Genomic DNA, 18,099 nt, shown 5'->3' with positions numbered 1-18,099 from the left:
GACGTCATCCCGCACCGGACGGTTCAGCGCCCCAGGGCCGTTCGCAGGGTCATCCCGTGCCGGACGCGCAGACGCCGTATCTCCCACAGGGGAGAGAGGAAGGCGGGAAGCAACTCGCAGAGCAAGACGACGAAACGGGCGACGGCCGCCAGGCAGAACAGCGGCATGATGACCAGCCCGGTGATCATCGTGCCCACCGTCTCCCCATGGTCATGCCATGCGGCGGGGGCGGGAAGGGGATGGGGAGGAGATGGGGATTAGGGACGCCGAGCCGCCTTTGACTTTCACGCGCCGTGACCGGGGTGACCGTCTTAGGAGTCCTTTCAGAATGCTGGGTTCTTGCGGGCGAGGATCATGCAGTGGGCGAGTTGGAGGAAGGCGTCGTGCATGTCGTCTCGGGCTTCCCAGCGGGTCCGTAAGCGGCGGGGGCCGTGGAGCCAGGCGATGGCGGACTCGGCAACCCACCTGACCCTGCCCAGGCCAGAACCGTGCGGCTGTCCGCGTCGGGCGATCTTCGGTGTGATGCCGCGTTCACGCAGCCGGTGGCGGTAGACGTCGTAGTCGTAGCCGCGGTCGGCATACAGGGTCCGGGGCTTGCGCCGGGGCCGGCCCCGCTTGCCCCGCACCGGCGGCATCCCGTCGACCAGCGGCAGAAGCTGGGTGACATCGTGGCGGTGACCGCCGGTCAGTGACACCCGCAGCGGGGTGCCATGCGCGTCGGTCAGCACGTGATGCTTCGAGCCCGGCCGCCCGCGGTCAACCGGACTCGGACCGACTTTTGGGCTGCCACGCCCCCGCTTGGCCTGCACGTGCGAGGCGTCGATCGTGGCGCGGGAGAAGTCCAGGCGGTCCGCAGCCCGCAACCGGTCCAGCAGCACCCGCTGCAGTTCCTCCCACACTCCGGCCTCCTGCCACTCGGCCAGCCGCCGCCAGCAGGTGGGACCTGAACCGAACCCCAACTCCTGCGGCAGGAACTCCCACTGGACACCGGTGTACAGGACGAACAGGACTCCCTGGAGCGTCTTGCGGTCATCGATCCGCTTGCGCCCCGGGTACCGGAACCGCCGCTCATGCTTCGGCAACAGCGGCTCGATCACCGCCCACAACTCGTCGCTGATCTCCCACGGCTTCCGCCGCGCCATGCTCACACCCCACAGAAGACGGGATCACGTACATCTCCACCGTGCCACAACACGATCTTTCTGCAAGGACTCCTTAGCGGTTCAGCGCGGTAGACAGCATCGAGGGTGTGGAAACAACCCAGCAGGAGAACCCATCAGCCCTTGGCCTGCGCCCCTTTGCGCTTTCCCCCGATCGGCGCGCCCCTGCGCGCTGTCACGCGACCACCGCTCACCCAAAGCAATCATGACCACGTCATGCGTCGGGGGCCTCCGGAGAGGTGGAATCCTCGCGCACGGTGTCCGAGGAGGGTGCGTCTGCGGGAACAGCCACGGCCGCCCACCGGCCGCCGGTGAAGTGTGTGATGTCCACCAAGCGCCAGGTCTCCGAGCCCACGGGGAAGGTGTCGTTCAGCTCCAGGCGCTCCTTGCGTTCCGTGCCGTCCGCGTCGACAACGGCCAGCTTCACGCGGGCCGGTCTCGACTCGGTGGCCGACGTGCTGCTCACACCGCCGACCTTTCCCTCTCCGGTCCTCGTGAGCTGCCCGGAGCGGATCACCAACTTGTCCCGCGCCATACGAATCTCCTCTCCAAATACCCCGAGTGGGAGTGCTTTCCTCGGTTGTTTGCATGCTCTAGGTGAGCGTGCCGTAGAGACCCCACCCTTGGTCGCTGAAGTTCCTGATGAACTCCTCAGTCGACATCTCCTCCGGATCGTCGACACCCCAAGGGTTGCGCAAGTGGACCATGCCGTCCTGCGCCCCGACCACCTCGTACGCGTGGTTCGGGACCAGCTCGTAGGGCAGTTCTTCTTCGTCGGCGTCCTCGTTGAGCATGCGCGATGCGGCCAAGATCGGTTTGTTGTCCGCGAGTTGCTGCTGCAGGTGCCCCTCCAGTGCGGGGCCGGCGCCCTCACCCTGCGGGAACGGATAGACGATGCTGTCCCTGCCCGTGAGCTGGGTGAGTATTTCGGTCTGTTCCCACACACTGGAGCCCTGGTTGAGCCGTTCGTAGCCGACCGGCGCGGGACCGTTGGGGACATCCGTGTCCGCCTTCCACTCCGCGTCCCAGTCGTTCGTGCGCTTGTCGTCCCACGTCTGGTCGACTGCGGCCATCGCCTTCTCCAGCACTGCGGCCCACGCCGTCCCTTCCATCTGTGCGAAGACCGGCGTATGGGGATCGTCCTCGACGACGGGGAGGTCCGGCTCGACGAGGAGTTCGATCCGTTGGTCGGTGGCCCGGCAGATGCCGTCCGCTCCGCGCTCCGTGTCGTGGAGGGTCACCGTGTAGGTGCCGTCGGGGTTCTCCTGAACGGCGTTCTCGATGGCCTCGGGGCGGTGCCCCGCAACAGCTCCAAGCGACGCGATGACACCGCAGTCGTTCAGACTGCCCTGCGCGGTCTGCTCCCGCGTGGGCGGCCCGTCGAAGAGCGGGACCTTGCCCTCCGGGCGCTCGTTGATCGGGTCACCGTAAGTCAGTCCTTCGATTTCCTCCCCGTCATCGAAGTACATGTTCTCGATGGGAGGACGATCGACCGTCTTCTGGATCTTGTCGCCGGAGTCACCGGGCTTGACCGATTCGTCCGGCTCCCCGGACTCGACGGGCTGTGCAACCTCAGTGGGCTGTGTGGGCTCGGCGGCCTCCGCCGACTGCGGGGAGTCCGGGGCCTCGACCGAGTCCGCGGACTGTTCTTCCAGTTGCGGACTGGCCTCGCCCTCTTCGGCATCCGACTCCTCGGACTCCGCAGGCTCCGAAGATTCCTCCGGCTCGACCGGCTCCTCCGACTCAAGGCTGTCCGTGCCGCCTTCGCCATCCTGCTCGCCGGACTCCGCTGACCTCCAAGAACCGTGCGCCCCCTCCGCCCCCTCCGCCCCCTCCGCCCCCTCCGCCCCCTCCGCCCCCTCCGCCCCCTCCGCCCCCTCGGGCTCCTCGGGCTCCTCCGCCGTCTGAGGACTGTCCGTGTCGCTTTCGGCACTCCAGTACGACGACTCCAACGGCTCCTCGGGTTCGCCCGCGCCCCACGCCTCGGCCGAGTCCACCGACCCCTCTGGCCTCTCCAGCTCCTCGGGTTCCAGTGGCACCTCATCTGGCTCGGCGGGCTCCTGCGGCTCTGCGGATTCCGTCGGTTTCTCGGGCTCGGTCGGCTCCAGAAACCCCTCGCCGGTCCTGCTGTCCTTCACCGCGGTGGAGGAATCGGCGGCCCTCGGCTCCGCGGGGGCGCCGGTCTCTCCCGCCTCCCACGGTCTGGGGGCTTCGAGTTCCGGCACAGGTGGACGATCGGCCTCCTGAAGCTCGCTCACGTACCGTCCTCCTCAATAATCACAGCGGCTCTGTTCCCCCTGTTCATCCCCGCTCGTCCCTCGTCCGCCGAGGCACCCGGGCGAAGCACACGAGCGCCCGGGCGAACCGCTCGGCCCACCCCTCGGACGGATCCGCGCACCCGACGATCCGCTCCACCACGGACGGCGTCGTACGACCCCCGTGGTAGTAGAAACGCGTACTCGTCCCCTTCCGCGCCTTGAACCGCGGCTCCGCCACCGGACACGGATCCTGTCCGTCGAGTTGGGCGCGCATCATCGCGGCCACGTGCTCGGCGAGGACCTCCGGGGCTGTGGGGGCTCCGACCCGGCTGTGCACCGCACGGTCCGCAGCCTGGCCGATCGCGCAGTCCAGGAGGCGCCCCCGATGCGGCTCCAGGGCCCGCCGCATCGCCTCGCCCGGCAACGGCGTGGTCCACCCCAGCAGATGCGCCGCGACCGCCATCTCCGCCCACAACACGATCCGGAGCTCGGGCTGTTCCATCAGCCGCTGCGCCCTGCGCAGGTCGCGCAGAGTGCACGGCTCCGGAGTGCAGCAGGGGCCGCACGCCCGACTGCGCTCGCCCGTCAGCGCGGCCGCCGACGCCGGCCGGATCGCCCCCGCGTCCTCGCGGTCCGTCCCGTCCTTCATCCGGACCAGCAGCGGATAGTCCATGCCGTCCGTGAAGACGGCCGCCTCGCCCGGCCGCAGGGTGACCAGATACTCGGACTGGGCCGCCGTGATGTTCATGGTCGCGCCGACCGCCTCGCGGTCGTCCTGGGCCGGGAGACGGTGGACGACCTTCGCCGCCGTGTTCTTGATGACGTCGGGCAACAGCTTGCTCGGGATCTGGTCGGCGATGATCAGGCCCTCGCCGTACGCCCGGATCTCGGCCAGCAGACCGGCGAACATCTCCACCGCGTGGGCGCTCGCGCCGCCCTCCTCCGAGCGGCGGAGCAGCCGGTGCGCCTCCTCGAAGACGCTCAAGTGCCGCAAGGGGAAGGACAGTCGGCGGGTCACGCGCTGTTCCATGCGCAGGTACTCGACGAGCCGGATGAGGATCGTGCCCATCAGGAACGCCTTGTCCTTGTCGTCGCCGACGTCCTCGATCTCGAAGACGACGTTGCGGCGCAGGAGTTCACCGAAGTCGAGCGGGCGGCCGCCCTCCAGGAAGCGGCCGGTCGTGCCGAGCCGCAGGCTGGCCAGGCGGATCTTGATGAAACCCTGGACGTTGTCGGCGACCTCCTTGCCGTAGCCGATGTCGGTCACGACCTTGAGGGCCGTGTGCTCCAGGTCCTCAAGGGTGGGGTAGCGCGGCTCGGTGCCGGGCACGAGCGGTTCGCCGAGGGTGAGGTCCCAGCCGAGGTCCTCGTAGCAGCGGGTCAGCGCGGCACTCAGGACCTGTGGGAACGGCTCCTGCGGGTCGAAGGAGGCCAGGAACAGGGCGCGCACCATGTCGAGGTGCGTCTGGAGCGGGAAGCGCTCGCCGTTCGCGAACGCCGAGGGCTCCAGGGGATTCAGGCCGGCCGGGAGGGTGTCGGGGTCGCCGGGTTTGATGACGACGACATCGCTCGTGTCGCCGAGCCGTGCCGACATGAACCGGTACTCGGCCTTGGCCGGCTCCACCACCAGCCACGGGATGCCCGCATGGGTGGCCGCCTCCAGCAGTCCGCGCACGGTCTGCGACTTGCCGCCGCCCGTCGCCCCGCACACGAAGGTGTGGCGGTTGAGGGTGGAGCGGGTCAGTTCCAGGTCACCCACGGGGCTGCGGTTGCGGTCGAGCACCGACCCGAGCCGGACCGGAGACGGGGTGTCGGCCGTGGCCGGACGACCGGTGGTCTCGGGGGTGACGTCGAACTCCGGGCGCAGCGCGAACCGTACGCCCGGTATCTCCTGGGCGGGCGGCCGGGCCAGAGCGGCCAGCAGATCGGATCCGGCATGGAACGGGTACTCCTCAGGGGCGGGGAGAGCTCCGCCGAGCACCGTGGGCAGGTCCCCGACCCGCCCGGTCGGCCGGAGGGCGTAGGGCAGCCCCTCCAGGTCCGCCGACGCGCAGACGAGCGCGGCGACACGGGCTGCCTCCTCCGGCGTACGTCCGCCGCCCAGCAGACGTATCCGCCACAGTCCGGTGGCCGCCGCCTTGGCCAGGTCCTTGTGGCGTCGCTCCAACCGGGTCGCCGCGATGGCGTACTCGGGCGAGCCGTCCGCCTTGGACATGGCGCGGCGCTGTTCGTCGGCGATGTCGCCGGTGAGGTCGTCGAGTTCGTCGGCGGGCACCGGTTCGGCGAACACCATCCAGGCGAAGGGCTCCTGCCACACCGCCAGGAGGCAGTCCTCCAGGCTGGGCCGCTGCCGTGCGGCGCCGTTCCCGGTGGCGTTCGGCTCCGCGTCGACGAGCAGCCCGTCGGTGACACCCGCGACGGCACTCCAGTGCGGGAAGCCGGCGAACAGGGATGCCGCGGTTCCCTTCGGCTGGGCCGGCCCGCGTGCGCCTGCGGGCAGTCGCAGCAGAGTGCTGCCGCCGTCGGCGTCGGCACGACCGCCGAGCAGAGCGCTCCCTCCGACCATCACGTCGATGGGCCGGTCCGCCGCGCTGCGCGCCCAACCGACGAACACCGCACCGCCCGTGTGGTCTTCGGAGCGCCGTGCGTGATGCGCGGAGACCAGGGCGGCGAGCCGCTGGGCGTGCAGGTCGTCGCCGGGACCGCCTGGCCGGTCGTCCGTGAGGCGTTGGCGAGGGACCTCTCGCAGCAGGCAGGCGTCCATGTCGAGGAAACGCTGCCATGTGCCGCCGTACGGCGTGGTGTTCATGGGGTGCGGACCGCTCTCGCTCGCTGATCGGCGCGCAGCCGCGGCCGCTGTGTCTCGACCGGATACGACTGGCCCGCGCGTCCGCGATACCGGGCCGGGCTCACATGATGCGGACGGTCAGGCCCTTTGCCGCGCCGCTCCAAGGCGGCAGAAGAAGCAGCCCCTTCGTCGACTTCACTCCGGCAAACGGGCGGACCGCCCCAGTTGCCGGAGTTGTCAGCCGGCGCGAAGAAACGGGCGTCATCAGCGAGTTGACCAGAATCGTGCGCAAGCAGTGCGGTTCGCAACGTCTCCCCCGTTGTCGATCTTGCGCCTACACCCTAGAGCCGGTCGGGTCCCAGGCCAAGCCTTGCAACTGTGACTTCGTTACCGGTGGTTCCAACTGGACTCGGGGGGCGAATTCATGCAGCATGTTTCGGCTGCGAATCAATGACTGGCTGCCGCTTCGGCGGTCACGGGGGCGAGTTCACATCACCAGAGGCGTACGTGCTGCCGCCCTCGGGACGGTCATTTCTCAACTGTCCACATGTGGCTGCCTTTTCGGCCCACTTCCTTCCCAGGGCGGACCTCTTACGTGACCCATCCTGTCGATCCGCACCAACCGGGCCGGCCGGTCGGCCCCGGCCATCCTCCCCAGGGCGACTTCCCCCACGGCTACCCTCCCCCCGGCCAGCCGCACCAGGTGCCGCCCGCGTACCAGGCTCCGGACGCACCGCCTGCCATGCCGCCGTACGGTGCCCCGGCCCAGCCCTCGCAGACGTACGCACCGGGCCCTGCCCACCCGCCTCCGGCGCAGCCGCCCTACCAGGCGGTTCCGCCCCAGCAGGCGGTTCCACCCCAGCAGTTCGCGCCGCCGCCGTATCAGCCTTCGTATCCGCCCCCGCACGCGCACCCGCAGCAGCACCCGCAGCAGCACTATCCGGCGCCCCCTCAAGCGGCTCAACAGCCGTACAGCACCCCGCAGATGTCACCCCAGGCACCCCAGGCACCTCACCACCCGCTGTACGCGGCTCCGCAAGCACCGCTTCCGCAGACGCCCCAGCCCGTGTACTACGCACCGCCCCCACCACCTGTGCCCGCCCCCGTCGCCACCACCCCCGGTGACGAGTTCCCCGCTGCCCACGCTCCGGTGGGCACCCCCGAGGTTCGCCGCGGAGCCGACTCCTCCTCCGTGACCACCCTGCTGCTCAACATCCCCCTCTTCCTGGGCAGCCTGCTGGTGATGTTCCTGATTTCGCTGTCCATGCCGAGCGGTGTGGACGTGGCGTTCGTCGTCGCGTGGCTCGCATCGGGTGCCCTGGTGTTCAACCGGCCGACCGAACGCGGCCTGGCGAAGCTGTACTTCAAGATGCGTGAGCCCCTGGGCAGCGAACTCGCCGTGCTCCAGCCGATCTGGTACGAGGTCACCCAACGGGCCGGCGTCGACGGCTCCCAGTACGACCTGTGGATGGAGGACACCGACGAGCTGAACGCCTCCGCCGCCGCAGGCCACATCGTCGGGGTCACGCGCGGCGCCATGCGCAGTCTCCCGCCCCAGCAACTGGCCGCCGTGCTCGCCCACGAGCTGGGCCATCATGTCGGCGGCCACGCGTGGGCCGGTCTGCTCGGCCACTGGTACGCCGTGCCCGCCCGGCTCGTCATGAGCGCTCTGCGGCTCGTGATCCGCGTCCTCGCCGCGATCTCCGAGGTGCTCGCGGGGCTCTTCGTGCTGTTCCTCGGCGTACTGGCCATCGCCCTGCTCTTCACCTTCCCGGCCGCGCTGGCCCTCTACGCCGTACCGTTCCTGCTCGCCTGGTCCGGGCGCCAGGGTGAGCTGCGGGCCGACCGGTTCGCGGGCCTGATCGGCTACGGTCCGCTCCTGGTCTCCGTGTTCACCGCGTGGCACGCGGCGGGAGCCGACGACGACCGCCGCAAGCAGCGAACGATGGCGCGCCTCATGTCCACACATCCGCCGCTGCACAAGCGCATACGCGCGATCGAGACCTTCGTCGCCTGACCGGCCTGGAGCCCTCCCATGACGATCGAGAACACCGAGGCCGGGCAGCTCGGCCCGTATCAAAGACTGTTCGACGCCGGCCAGCGCGTCGGTTGGACCTACCGCGACCCCGAGTCGCTCCGTCAGCCGTTCGTCGAAGCCGAGCCGCAGCGCACGGAGCTGGACGGCAGCTACGAGAACCGTGTGCAGGCCGCCAGGCTGGACCGCAAGGACCGCATCAGCTCCGCGCTGAGGATCGGCATCGTCGTCGCCGTGGTGTTCTACCTGCTGAGCCTGGTCTTCACGGTGATGCTCACCATCGGCGGTGTCATCGTCGGCATCCTGGTGGTGCGGGCTCTCTACGCCTCGTTGCGGTACACCGCCGCCACCCGTGCCCGCACCGCCCAGGCGAAGGCGCTGGAGGAACGTTTCCAGAACGACTGGCAGTCGTGGCACCAACGCTGGACACTCCACGAGGCCCAGCAGACGCAGTGGATCGCCGGCCTGGACGCCTGGGGCGCGCTGCCCTTCGGAGCGGGCACCCGGCGGCTGGACGTCTTCGGCGGCAGCCAGCGCGGTCGCGAGGGCTTCCTCACGGTTTTCGGCGCTTCGACGCTGCGCCAGCGGCCGCTGATCGTGCTGGACCTGACCCAGGCCCTGGTGTGCCGTGAGCTGTCCGTTCTCGCCGAGGCGAGCGGCGTGCCCGTGGACGTGCAGCTGCTGCCCAGCCGTACGGCGGAGAGCGGCATCGTGAGCGGGCTCGCGCCGCACGAACTCGTGCAGGCCCTGGTCGAGGCCATCCACGGGGACAGCCCCGAGTCGGCCCGGGCCGACCGTGCCGTCTACACCCGGATCCTCACCCAACTGTGCGGCGCGTTGGGCGAGGACGTGACCCTGGCGCGGCTCGGTGCCGGGTTGCGGATCCTGGTGGGCGAGGCCGACGACACGAAGGCGCTGAGCAGGGAGGAGCGCAACCGCATCGCGGACGATCTGTTCAGCGACAAGAACAAGGACCAGATGCGGGACAGCCTCATCCGGCTGGCGTCCTTCGTGCACCCGCTGGAGCAGCTGGGAACGGCCCGTGAGGGGCGTGGGCCCGGCTATCTGACCTGCGTCGCACTGGACTTCGGCGCGGGTTCGGCGAGCGCGGAGCTGCTGGCCGACCTCGCCCTGCAGAGCGTGATGCGGCGGCTCTCCTCGTTCCAGGAGGAGGCCCCGTGCGTCGTGGTGATGCTGGGCGAGCAGGGCCTCCAGCGTCGTCACCTCGAACAGCTGGCCCAGGTGTGTGAGCGCCGGGGCGCCCAACTCACCTTCGTGCACTCGCATCTGCGGGATGCCGGCGAGGAGCTCATCGGCGGCGGAACGGTCGCCTTCATGCGGCTCGGCAACCACCAGGAAGCCACGGTCGCCGCCGACTTCCTGGGCCGCCACCACTCCTTCGTCCTGCACTCGCTGACGGACACCGAGGGCCGGACCGTCAACACCTCCGTCGCCAAGACGATCGGCTCCTCCGTAAGCCGCGGCACCACCACCAGCCACTCGGAGACGTACGGCCGGAACTGGGGCAGCAGCAGTTCCACGACCTACCAGGGCTGGTTCAACCCGCTCTCGACGTCGGACTCCACCAACTCCGGCGGCAGCTACAGCGAGACGACCGGCACCTCCATGAGCGTCACCCACACCACGAACGAGTCCACCACCCACACGACCGGAGACAGCGACAGCACGAGCCTGGCGACCGGGCGGCAGCGCGTCTACGAGTACGCCCTCGAACCCACGCAGCTCCAGTCGCTCGCCGAGTTCAACCTGCTGGTGGTGGAACGGCAGCCCGGTGGTGCCGTTCAGGTGCACGCCGGCGACTGCAACCCCAACGTCGTCCTCCTGGACCGGGTGAGCACGCAGCCGCTGCCCCGCTTCGACACACCGCCGCAGTACATCCCCGCTCCCGCCATCACCGCCGATCAGGCGTATGTCGCTCCGCAGCAGCCTTACGCCCCCGTGCAACACCCCTCGACGCCCCCACAGCCTCACACGGGGGCGCCTCAGCAGCCTTACGCTCCGGCTGCCCCACAGGCCCAGTGGATGCCCCCGGTCCAGCCGCCCCAGCATCCGGGCAGCTGGGCCCCGGGGCCGCCGCCGAACTGGCCCGGTCAGCAGTCGGGTGGCTCTCGGTGACGAAAGGCAAGGAGGAGTTCGACGAGACGTTCGTCCGGCTCTTCCAGAACGCCACGCCCTCGGCGGCGGCAGTGGTCGCCGACCGGATGGAAGCACAGGGCCGTCTGTACCTTCTGAACCAGCGGCGGTACCCGCCGCCGGAGGGATTGCGTGACTGGATCGCCAAACATGGCGATGCGGACGAGGTGGAGGCCCTGTACGAGAACTGGGGGCTGACCGCGCGACAGGCGGCCCTCGTCGTCACGCGGGCCGACCTGATCGCCGGCTTGGACAGCGACTTCGTCGAGGTGCTCGGCGACGGTGGTTCCGCTGTGTCGTCCAAACTGGTGGAGCAGCAGTGGCGTACTACCCCTGCCGGACACTTCCGAATGCCGGGCCAACCCTGGTCCACCTCACCGCTGCCGGAGGTGGAGGAGCGGGTTCGTGCCCGGCTCGGCTCGGACGTCCGGGCCTGGGAGACCGCGTTCGTCCTGCTGGCTCGCGGCTTCCCCGGAGATCTCCCCGACCTGCTCGACCACGCGGCACGACACGATGCCTCCGTGGCCGCGTCACGCACGCACGTCGACCCGAAGAACGTGAGCTGGCTGGGTCTCATCGCACCGGGTGATCTACCGGAGCGGCTTCTTGCTCGCCTCGGCCCGGGAATGCTGGCCGGGGCCGATTCCGACCTACGTGCCCGGCTCGCTTCACTGCTCATCGCGTCGGGCAACCCGGCCGTGTGGGAGAGCATCCTGGGACGTCGTGACGACTCCATGAGCCACGGATCGTCCGGCGGCGCGGACATCGAGCGCGCCTTCCTCCGTCTCGACGTTCCCCGGATCAACGAGTGGCTGCTCATCGGCGCCACCGACGCGCAGCGCCGGCTGCCTCCCGCGACGCGTCTGGCACTCCTGGAGGGCCGCCCCTTCGGCTCCACCTCCGAGCCCTCTCTCCCGCGCACCTACGCGGTACAGGCCAGACTCAGCTTCCCAGCGTCCGAGCCGTGGGACACCGACCTGTTGCGCCTGTGCTACGACTCCCGCGAGCCGGGCCTCGTGGCGCACGCTCTGCACGCCTCCTGGCAGGGCGACGAAGAGGTGCTGACGCCGTACCAACAGTTGGTCGCCGGCATACGTCTGTGGGAGTCGGACCATGTCCACGACCTGCGTGCGCTGACATCGCAGAGCACGACGGGCATCCGGGACCGGGACGTTCGCGACGTGTGTGCCGAGTCGCTGCGTATCCGATCCGTCCGTCCGCTCCAGGCCGCCGCCGAAGAGCGCCGCCGGCATCGCGACGAACACCTGGACGAGGCTCTGCGCACCTGGTGGCTGCGGCTGTCATGCCCGCCGCAGCCGCACGACCTCCTCCAACTCACACAGAGCGAGGTCGCTGCGGCGGGTCGGACCATCACCGGCGATCCCTGGTACCAGGTGGACTGGGACTTGGTGCGCAGTCGCCTTTCCTCCCCCCGAGCAAGCGATCACCGCGACCTCACTCTGGCGCGGTACCGCATCCTGCTGGCTCACGACGACTGCCCGGAGGATGTCGCCCGGTCCCTGGCCGACGCCGACCTCACCCCGCTGGACCTGCAGCATGTCCTGGCCAACCGAGACACCGCCATCGACACGCTCGCCTCCCGGTGCATCGTTCCGTGGACGCCCGCGTCGGGAGGCATGGAGCCTCAAGCGCTCGTGAACGCGGCCTCCGCCCAGCCGGGCTGGGTGCCTGGAGTGACCGTCGAGGACGTGGTGCGGCATGCCCGCCCTGTGCGGAGCATCGTCAGGGCCGTCGGCAACGAGCACATCGGCCGGATCGTGGCCCAGGTCCTGGACGAGACGCGGGCGGCGCAGCCGGGAGTGGACGAGGCCGACGTGTGGACTCACCTGTCCCGCATCACCCCGTACTCCATGGCACCGTTGCCGCGCCTTGTGCGGCACGCGGTAGAACTCGCCGTCGGCGCGGAGACAGTCGACGTGCTGCCTGCCGCCGATTTCCTGGTCGGCCCCGATCTTGACGACGCCAGTGCAAAGAAGGTGCGTGAGCACCTCAGCATCCTCCCAGCGCACTGGGCCAAGGCGGTGCGCCTGCTCGCCAACGGCTTCGAGGGCCCGCTGGCCGCGCTCCTGGACGCCGCCACCCGGGAAGAACAACAAACGCCCTCCGCGGAAGCTGCATCAATGCTCGTGGAGCACCATGCCGCCGCCGTACTGCTCGGCCTCGCTCCGGGCGCCGTCATCGATTCCGCGGTGGCCCGGCTCGACGTTCCCGTCCGTCTCCTCCTTGCCCGGACCACCTACAGTGCCGAGACACTCCAGGCGTTGGTGAGGCACGGCGACCGTCAGCTGTGGGACATCCTCCTCAACCCGAGGCGGCTCTTCTGGCCCCTGACGGGCAGCGAAGGTCGCCTCGGATGGGGGCACTTGCGGGACGAAACGCTGGTTCCGGCACTCCTCGCACAGGACGATCCATGGCTCAACGCCCGACTGGTGCGCGAGCTGTTCCACGGGTCCACCGCTCTTCGCTCCCACATGCGAGCGGTGCTCTCAGGCACACCGTTCGGGCCACGCGACGACGTCGTGACCATTCATCCGGATCTGCTCGCCGACTTCGCGGACTGGACTCCCGAGTCCGGAAGAGAGTTGCCCGCGTGGACCCGCGGAGAGCACTTCTGGGACTTCCCGCAGCCGGTGCTGGCCCTGCAGGCCATGATGGCGGTGCGACAGCGCAACTACCAGGACGCGGCTGAGACGCAGCTCTCGACGAGACAGAGCCTGGTCGCCGCAGCCACGATCGCTGCCGCAGGCCGGTTCGACCTGCTGCAGTACGTCGTCGACCGCTGGCGTGTCCGCTATCCGTGGCTGGACCACAAGGACGAACGGAAGCTGTACGAAGAGGCCATTCGCCTGCGTTCGGCCGGGCCCATCGAGGAGAGGCTGGCGGAGATGAGTTGAGCTGTCGGTCCGTCACGACAGATACGTCACCAGCAAGCAGTGGGTGGCCAGGGAGGAGCCCTGACCACCCACCGGCGTCACGGCCCTGCGGCCGGACTCCCTTTCGCCGTCACTTCCTGTCCGCGTCCGCGGTCATGATGCGGACGCATTCTTCGAGCGCCGCGCACAACGCCGGTACGAAGGCGGCGAGTTCGGCGTCCGACGCCTTCCCCGCCTCCAGCACGGCACCCACGACCGTCACCAGCACGGCGGCGGCCTTCAGCGCGTGCGTGTCGGCCAGCGCGTCGAGGAGACCGCCGGGGCGCGTGTCGGCGAAGGACTCCCGGCCCGTCCCCGGGTCCACGCCGAGACTACGAAGACGCGGCACGCTCATACGGCAGCCCCCCACGGGTAGTGGTCCTGGCCCGGCGTCGCCAGGACGGCCGCCCGGCGCCGCGCCCGCTGAAGGCGCCTGCGATCGAGTTCGTCCCGCTCGCGCTCCCATACGACGACGTACGGCCGGACCAGCGGCAGCCCATCGGCCCTGATGACGTCACCCAGGAACGGGCACTGGGGTGCGGGCCGGTACGTGGGCATGGGCGGACGGGAGGGGGCGGCGGGGGGCGACACGACAGCGCGGTGCGCTCCGCGGGCAGGCAGGAAAAGGCTCAGGATCGCGGCCAGTAGGTGCGCACAGGTCGACTCCTTTTCAGTCGGCTAAGCCCCGGCACGGAAGCTCTCACCCTTCCCGCCGGGGCGCTTCTTTGAGCCTCATGGTAGCGCATTGTATCGCTTCGTATCGATACGTATCCCAAAGAGCGCCAACCAGTCCACTTGCCTAGCGTCGACTCCATGAACCCTGACGCTGAGATCGACCACGGCGCGCCTCTGACCCCGTACCGGCAGCTGGCCGAGATCCTCCGCGCGCAGATTCGGCGCGGTGACTGGCAGCCCGGACGCATGCTGCCGAGTGAAGCCCAGCTCGTGCAGCGCTACGGGATCGCTCGGACGACCGTACGGAGAGGGCTTGGCCTGCTGGCCGACGAAGGATGGGTGTATGCCGTGCCCCAACGGGGGTGGTTCGTCACCGATCCCCTGCCCCTCTCCCCTGAGACGCCTGCATCCCCCGCGTAGCGAACGCGCGGCGGGGTCACTCCCTGGGGTCGACCAGTACACGGTGTGGCGGGGCACGATCGCCGACGGCGTCTGCACGGACACCGAACAGCTCGACAACACCCGCGTGACCGAGACGACGTGGCGGGACGTCGATGTCGCGGACGGTGAGAACCTCTGCTACGTCGTCCGCCCGGTCGACTTCGCCGAGAACCTCGGCGCGGGCACCACGGTCCAGGTCACCGAGCACGATCTGCGGCCCACCGTGGAAACGCCGGCCGGGGCCACGCACGCGGCCGGCGTGTCGCTCTCCGCCATCGGCAATGTGCAGGTGCACGGCTGGTCGCCCGCCGGCACCGAGGACTACGCGTCCTTCCGGGCCTCCCGCTGGAACGCGCGGACCGCCACGTTCGACGCGCTGCCGGACTCCGAACCGCTCTACGACGAGAACGTCCCGACCGGTACCTCCCTGTGGTACCAGGTCGTCGGCGTCCGCGAGGACGGAACCACCTCACTGCCGGTACTGGTGAGCGTGGCCGTACCACCGGCCTCCTGACTCCTGGCTCCTGACTCCTGACTCCTGGCTGAACGCCGAAGGGGCCCGGTTTCGGTTCGCACCGAGACCGGGCCCCTTCACACGCTTCCCTCGGCCGGCCCACGTGAGCCTGACGCGGTGCCGCCTAAGGGCTGTCCCGTATAAGGCTGTGAGCTGGGAGGTCGGCTGGCGGTACTGTCGGCCGATGGAGCCTGAGAAGTCGAGCGGGTGCCCGCTTCATGGCGGTGGGGCGGCTGCACAGAGTCTCGTGGGACGCCTGCTCGCGGAGGTCGTCGGATCGCAGCATGTGTATGGCAGCGATGCCCCTGCGGGGCCGCTGGACGTGTGGCTGATCGATGACCGGGGTGCAACCGTTCACGTCACAACTGGATCGGACGGGTGTCTGATCGTCGAGGAGTCAGAGCCGCACACCGGCTACGACATGGGCGACTCGGGACGCGTCACCGTGGGAGCGATCGGCAACGAGACACCGTTCGCAGATCACATCGGGGAAAGCATTCTGGCGGTGCGGGAAGAGCACGAACCGAACACCGGACGCGTAGCTCTGGAGCTCTCATTCCCCAGAGGTCGCGTCCGCTGCGAGAGCTGGGCTGAGGACCTCCGTCTGACCCTGATGTGATGATCTTGCTGTGGCTGGTGTGATCACGGCGTCAGAGCCGTCCTGGATAGCCCCGTTCACCGGGCTGAGCCCGCGGCAGTTCGGGAAGCTGGTGACGGTGCTGCGGCGCGAGGGCGCGGACACAGTCCGCAGGGGCCGGCCGTGGAGCCTTCCGCTGGAGGACCGCGCCCTGCTGGTCGCGGCCTACTGGCGCACGAACCTGACCATGCGGCAGCTCGCGCCGCTGTTCGGGGTGTCGAAGTCGGCGGCGGACCGGATCATCGACCATCTCGGGCCGATGCTCGCGCTCCAGCCCCGTAAGCGGTTCGCGAAGGACGCTGTGCTCATCGTGGACGGCACCCTGGTGCCCACCCGGGATCACACCATCGCCGAGCGGTCGAAGAACTACCGGTACTCCACCAACCACCAGGTCGTCATCGACGCCGACACCCGCCTGGTCGTCGTGGTCGGCCGGCCGCTCGCCGGGAACCGCAACGACTGCAAGGCGTGGGAGGAGTCCGGTGCCAAGGCCGCCGTGGGCAACACCGTCACGATCGCCGACGGTGGCTACCCGGGCACCGGACTCGTCATCCCGCACCGCCGCAAGCGCGGCCAGACCGAACTCCCGGCCTGGAAAGAGGAGCACAACAAGTCCCACAAGCAGGTCCGGGCCCGGGTCGAGCACGTCTTTGCCCGCATGAAGACCTGGAAAATCCTCCGCGACTGCCGTCTCAAGGGCGACGGCGTCCACCACGCCATGCTCGGCATCGCCCGGATGCACAACCTCGCCCTCGCCGGATAGGCAAGCGGGTCGCACGGCGGCCAACCACGCCCGAGGCGACCCGAAGATCATTTACGGGACAGCCCTTAGTCCTTGGCCTTCTTCGGCCGCCACACCACCAACGCGCTGCTCTGCTGCATCTCCTGATACGGCACCAGGTCGCGCCGGTACGAGGCGTGGACCGCGGCCTCGCGCTGGCGCATGGTCGCGGCGGCGCCGTCGAGGGCGGCCTCCATCTCGGCGACCCTCGACTGGAGGGCCGCGACCTGGTTCTCCAGCTCGATGATGCGCTTGATGCCGGCCAGGTTGATGCCCTCGTCCTGCGACAACTGCTGGACGGTGCGCAGCAGTTCGATGTCGCGGGCCGAGTAGCGACGGCCGCGTCCGGCGGTGCGGTCCGGGGAGACCAGGCCGAGACGGTCGTACTGTCGCAGGGTCTGCGGGTGCAGACCGGAGAGCTGGGCGGCCACCGAGATGACGTACACCGGTGTCTCTTCCGTCAGCTCATAGGGGTTTCGACGGCGGCCGTCCATCACATTCAAGCTCCCTTCGCGGCCTGGAACAGCTCCGCTCGCGGGTCCTCGCCCGCGGTCGCCTCGCGATACGCCTCCAGCGCGTCACGAGCCTTCCCCGACAGGTCCTGCGGAACACTCACCTCGACCGTGATCAGCAGGTCCCCGCGGGTACCGTCCTTGCGGAAGGCGCCCTTGCCCCGGGCCCGCATCGTACGGCCATTGGGGGTGCCCGAAGGCAGTTTCAGGGTGACCGGCGGTCCGCCCAGGGTCGGGACCCGGACCTCGCCGCCGAGTGCCGCCTCGGAGAACGTCACCGGCACGGTCACCGTAAGGTTGTCCTCCTTGCGGCCGAACACCGGGTGCGGGTCGACGTGCACCGCGACGTACAGGTCGCCTGCCGGTCCGCCCCGTTCACCGGGCGCGCCCTTGCCGCGCAGCCTGATCCGCTGGCCGTCGGAGACGCCCGCCGGGATCCTGACCTGCATGGTGCGGGACGACTTGGCGCGGCCCGAACCCTTGCAGATCTCGCAGGGGTCCTCGGCGATCAGGCCGCGGCCCTTGCAGTCCGGGCAGGGGTCGGTCAGGGAGAAGCCGCCGCCGGAGCCCCGCGCGACCTGGCCGGTACCGACGCACGTCGGGCACACGCGGGGTGTGCCGTTGGCGTCGCCGGTACCCGAACAGGGCTTGCAGGGTGACTGCGAGGACATCCTCAGCGGTACGGTCGCGCCCTCGATGGCCTCGGTGAAGCTCAGGGTGACCTCGGACTCGATGTCCTGGCCGCGCCGGGGCTGCACCCGCGTGGTGCCGGAGCTGCCGCGGTTGAACAGGCCCCCGAAGACATCGCCGATGCCCCCGCCGAAGCCGCCCGCCTGTCCCCCGCCCTGGGCGCCGCCTCCGAAGAGGTCGCCCAGGTCGAAGTTGAACGAGCCGCCGCCGGCGCCGGGCCCGGGGCGGAAGCCGCCGTTGCCGAAGAGGGCGCGGGCCTCGTCGTACTCCTTGCGCTTCTTGGGGTCACCGAGGATGTCGTTCGCCTCGGAGATCTCCTTGAAGCGCTCCTCGGCCTTGGTGTTCCCCTTGTTGGCGTCCGGGTGGAACTCGCGGGCGAGCTTGCGGTACGCCTTCTTGATCTCGGCCTCGGTGGCGTCCTTGGGAACGCCGAGGACCTTGTAGTAGTCCTTCTCGATGAAGTCCTTGGTACTCATCCGCGACGTCCCTCCTTCCACTCACCGCGCACGTCGGCGTGCACG

General features: G+C 69.6%; 16 protein-coding genes. 7 read left to right on the top strand and 9 right to left on the bottom strand.

Features of this window, described 5'->3' with window-relative positions:
• Window positions 1-23 precede the first annotated feature (23 nt).
• From OG858_RS25085 to OG858_RS25065, 5 genes are all read right to left on the bottom strand, one after another.
• Entirely contained in the window at window positions 24-188 is a 165-nt protein-coding gene (locus OG858_RS25085) for a hypothetical protein (protein WP_319065581.1), read from the bottom strand.
• Window positions 189-323: 135 nt separating this feature from the next.
• Window positions 324-1,142 (bottom strand): IS5 family transposase, encoded by an 819-nt coding sequence (locus OG858_RS25080; protein WP_319064969.1) that lies wholly within the window; start codon window positions 1,140-1,142, stop codon window positions 324-326.
• A 232-nt stretch (window positions 1,143-1,374) separates the two neighbouring features.
• Window positions 1,375-1,695 carry a DUF6406 domain-containing protein gene (locus OG858_RS25075; protein ID WP_327724605.1) on the bottom strand — a complete coding sequence of 107 codons (321 nt, stop codon included), beginning with the start codon at window positions 1,693-1,695 and terminating at the stop codon, window positions 1,375-1,377.
• 58 nt (window positions 1,696-1,753) lie between these two features.
• Window positions 1,754-3,418 carry a calpain family cysteine peptidase gene (locus OG858_RS25070; RefSeq protein WP_328544424.1) on the bottom strand — a complete coding sequence of 555 codons (1,665 nt, stop codon included), beginning with the start codon at window positions 3,416-3,418 and terminating at the stop codon, window positions 1,754-1,756.
• 43 nt (window positions 3,419-3,461) lie between these two features.
• Window positions 3,462-6,227: an ATP-binding protein gene (locus OG858_RS25065; protein WP_328544425.1), complete on the bottom strand. Its 2,766-nt coding sequence runs from the start codon at window positions 6,225-6,227 to the stop codon at window positions 3,462-3,464.
• A 574-nt stretch (window positions 6,228-6,801) separates the two neighbouring features.
• On the opposite strand from OG858_RS25065, the gene OG858_RS25060 reads away from it, so the two are divergent.
• Genes OG858_RS25060 through OG858_RS25050 form a run of 3 tightly spaced genes read left to right on the top strand, consistent with a single transcriptional unit; the run spans window position 6,802 to window position 13,310 of the window.
• Window positions 6,802-8,223 (top strand): M48 family metalloprotease, encoded by a 1,422-nt coding sequence (locus OG858_RS25060; RefSeq protein WP_327724602.1) that lies wholly within the window; start codon window positions 6,802-6,804, stop codon window positions 8,221-8,223.
• Between the two features lie 18 nt (window positions 8,224-8,241).
• The gene (locus tag OG858_RS25055; protein WP_328544426.1) at window positions 8,242-10,377 is read left to right on the top strand and encodes a hypothetical protein; all 2,136 of its coding nucleotides are present in this window, start codon (window positions 8,242-8,244) and stop codon (window positions 10,375-10,377) included.
• Window positions 10,374-13,310 (top strand): hypothetical protein, encoded by a 2,937-nt coding sequence (locus OG858_RS25050; protein ID WP_328544427.1) that lies wholly within the window; start codon window positions 10,374-10,376, stop codon window positions 13,308-13,310. The genes OG858_RS25055 and OG858_RS25050 overlap by 4 nt, the downstream gene beginning before the upstream one ends.
• A 109-nt stretch (window positions 13,311-13,419) precedes the next feature.
• Here the strand turns inward: OG858_RS25050 and OG858_RS25045 are convergent, their stop codons facing one another.
• Window positions 13,420-13,683: a hypothetical protein gene (locus tag OG858_RS25045; protein WP_086750874.1), complete on the bottom strand. Its 264-nt coding sequence runs from the start codon at window positions 13,681-13,683 to the stop codon at window positions 13,420-13,422.
• Window positions 13,680-13,886 carry a hypothetical protein gene (locus tag OG858_RS25040; protein ID WP_086750875.1) on the bottom strand — a complete coding sequence of 69 codons (207 nt, stop codon included), beginning with the start codon at window positions 13,884-13,886 and terminating at the stop codon, window positions 13,680-13,682. The genes OG858_RS25045 and OG858_RS25040 overlap by 4 nt, the downstream gene beginning before the upstream one ends.
• Window positions 13,887-14,141: 255 nt before the next feature.
• Here OG858_RS25040 and OG858_RS25035 point away from each other — a divergent pair, with 255 nt between their 5' ends.
• The 4 genes from OG858_RS25035 (at window position 14,142) to OG858_RS25020 (ending at window position 16,358) form a co-directional block, all read left to right on the top strand.
• The gene (locus tag OG858_RS25035; protein WP_060905028.1) at window positions 14,142-14,423 is read left to right on the top strand and encodes a GntR family transcriptional regulator; all 282 of its coding nucleotides are present in this window, start codon (window positions 14,142-14,144) and stop codon (window positions 14,421-14,423) included.
• A 43-nt stretch (window positions 14,424-14,466) separates the two neighbouring features.
• Entirely contained in the window at window positions 14,467-14,958 is a 492-nt protein-coding gene (locus OG858_RS25030) for a fibronectin type III domain-containing protein (protein ID WP_328544428.1), read from the top strand.
• Window positions 14,959-15,142: 184 nt separating this feature from the next.
• The gene (locus tag OG858_RS25025) at window positions 15,143-15,577 is read left to right on the top strand and encodes a hypothetical protein (protein WP_328544409.1); all 435 of its coding nucleotides are present in this window, start codon (window positions 15,143-15,145) and stop codon (window positions 15,575-15,577) included.
• Between the two features lie 10 nt (window positions 15,578-15,587).
• Window positions 15,588-16,358 (top strand): transposase, encoded by a 771-nt coding sequence (locus tag OG858_RS25020; protein WP_086752500.1) that lies wholly within the window; start codon window positions 15,588-15,590, stop codon window positions 16,356-16,358.
• Between the two features lie 65 nt (window positions 16,359-16,423).
• Here OG858_RS25020 and OG858_RS25015 read toward each other — a convergent pair whose 3' ends face one another.
• Window positions 16,424-16,870: a heat shock protein transcriptional repressor HspR gene (locus OG858_RS25015; protein WP_086753090.1), complete on the bottom strand. Its 447-nt coding sequence runs from the start codon at window positions 16,868-16,870 to the stop codon at window positions 16,424-16,426.
• A 5-nt stretch (window positions 16,871-16,875) separates the two neighbouring features.
• Entirely contained in the window at window positions 16,876-18,054 is a 1,179-nt protein-coding gene (gene dnaJ, locus OG858_RS25010) for a molecular chaperone DnaJ (protein ID WP_086753088.1), read from the bottom strand.
• Window positions 18,055-18,099 lie beyond the last annotated feature (45 nt).

It is taken from the genome of Streptomyces europaeiscabiei (genome assembly GCF_036346855.1).
GTDB classification, from domain to species: Bacteria; Actinomycetota; Actinomycetes; order Streptomycetales; family Streptomycetaceae; genus Streptomyces; species Streptomyces europaeiscabiei.
This window is presented reverse-complemented; position numbering and strand designations above follow the sequence as displayed.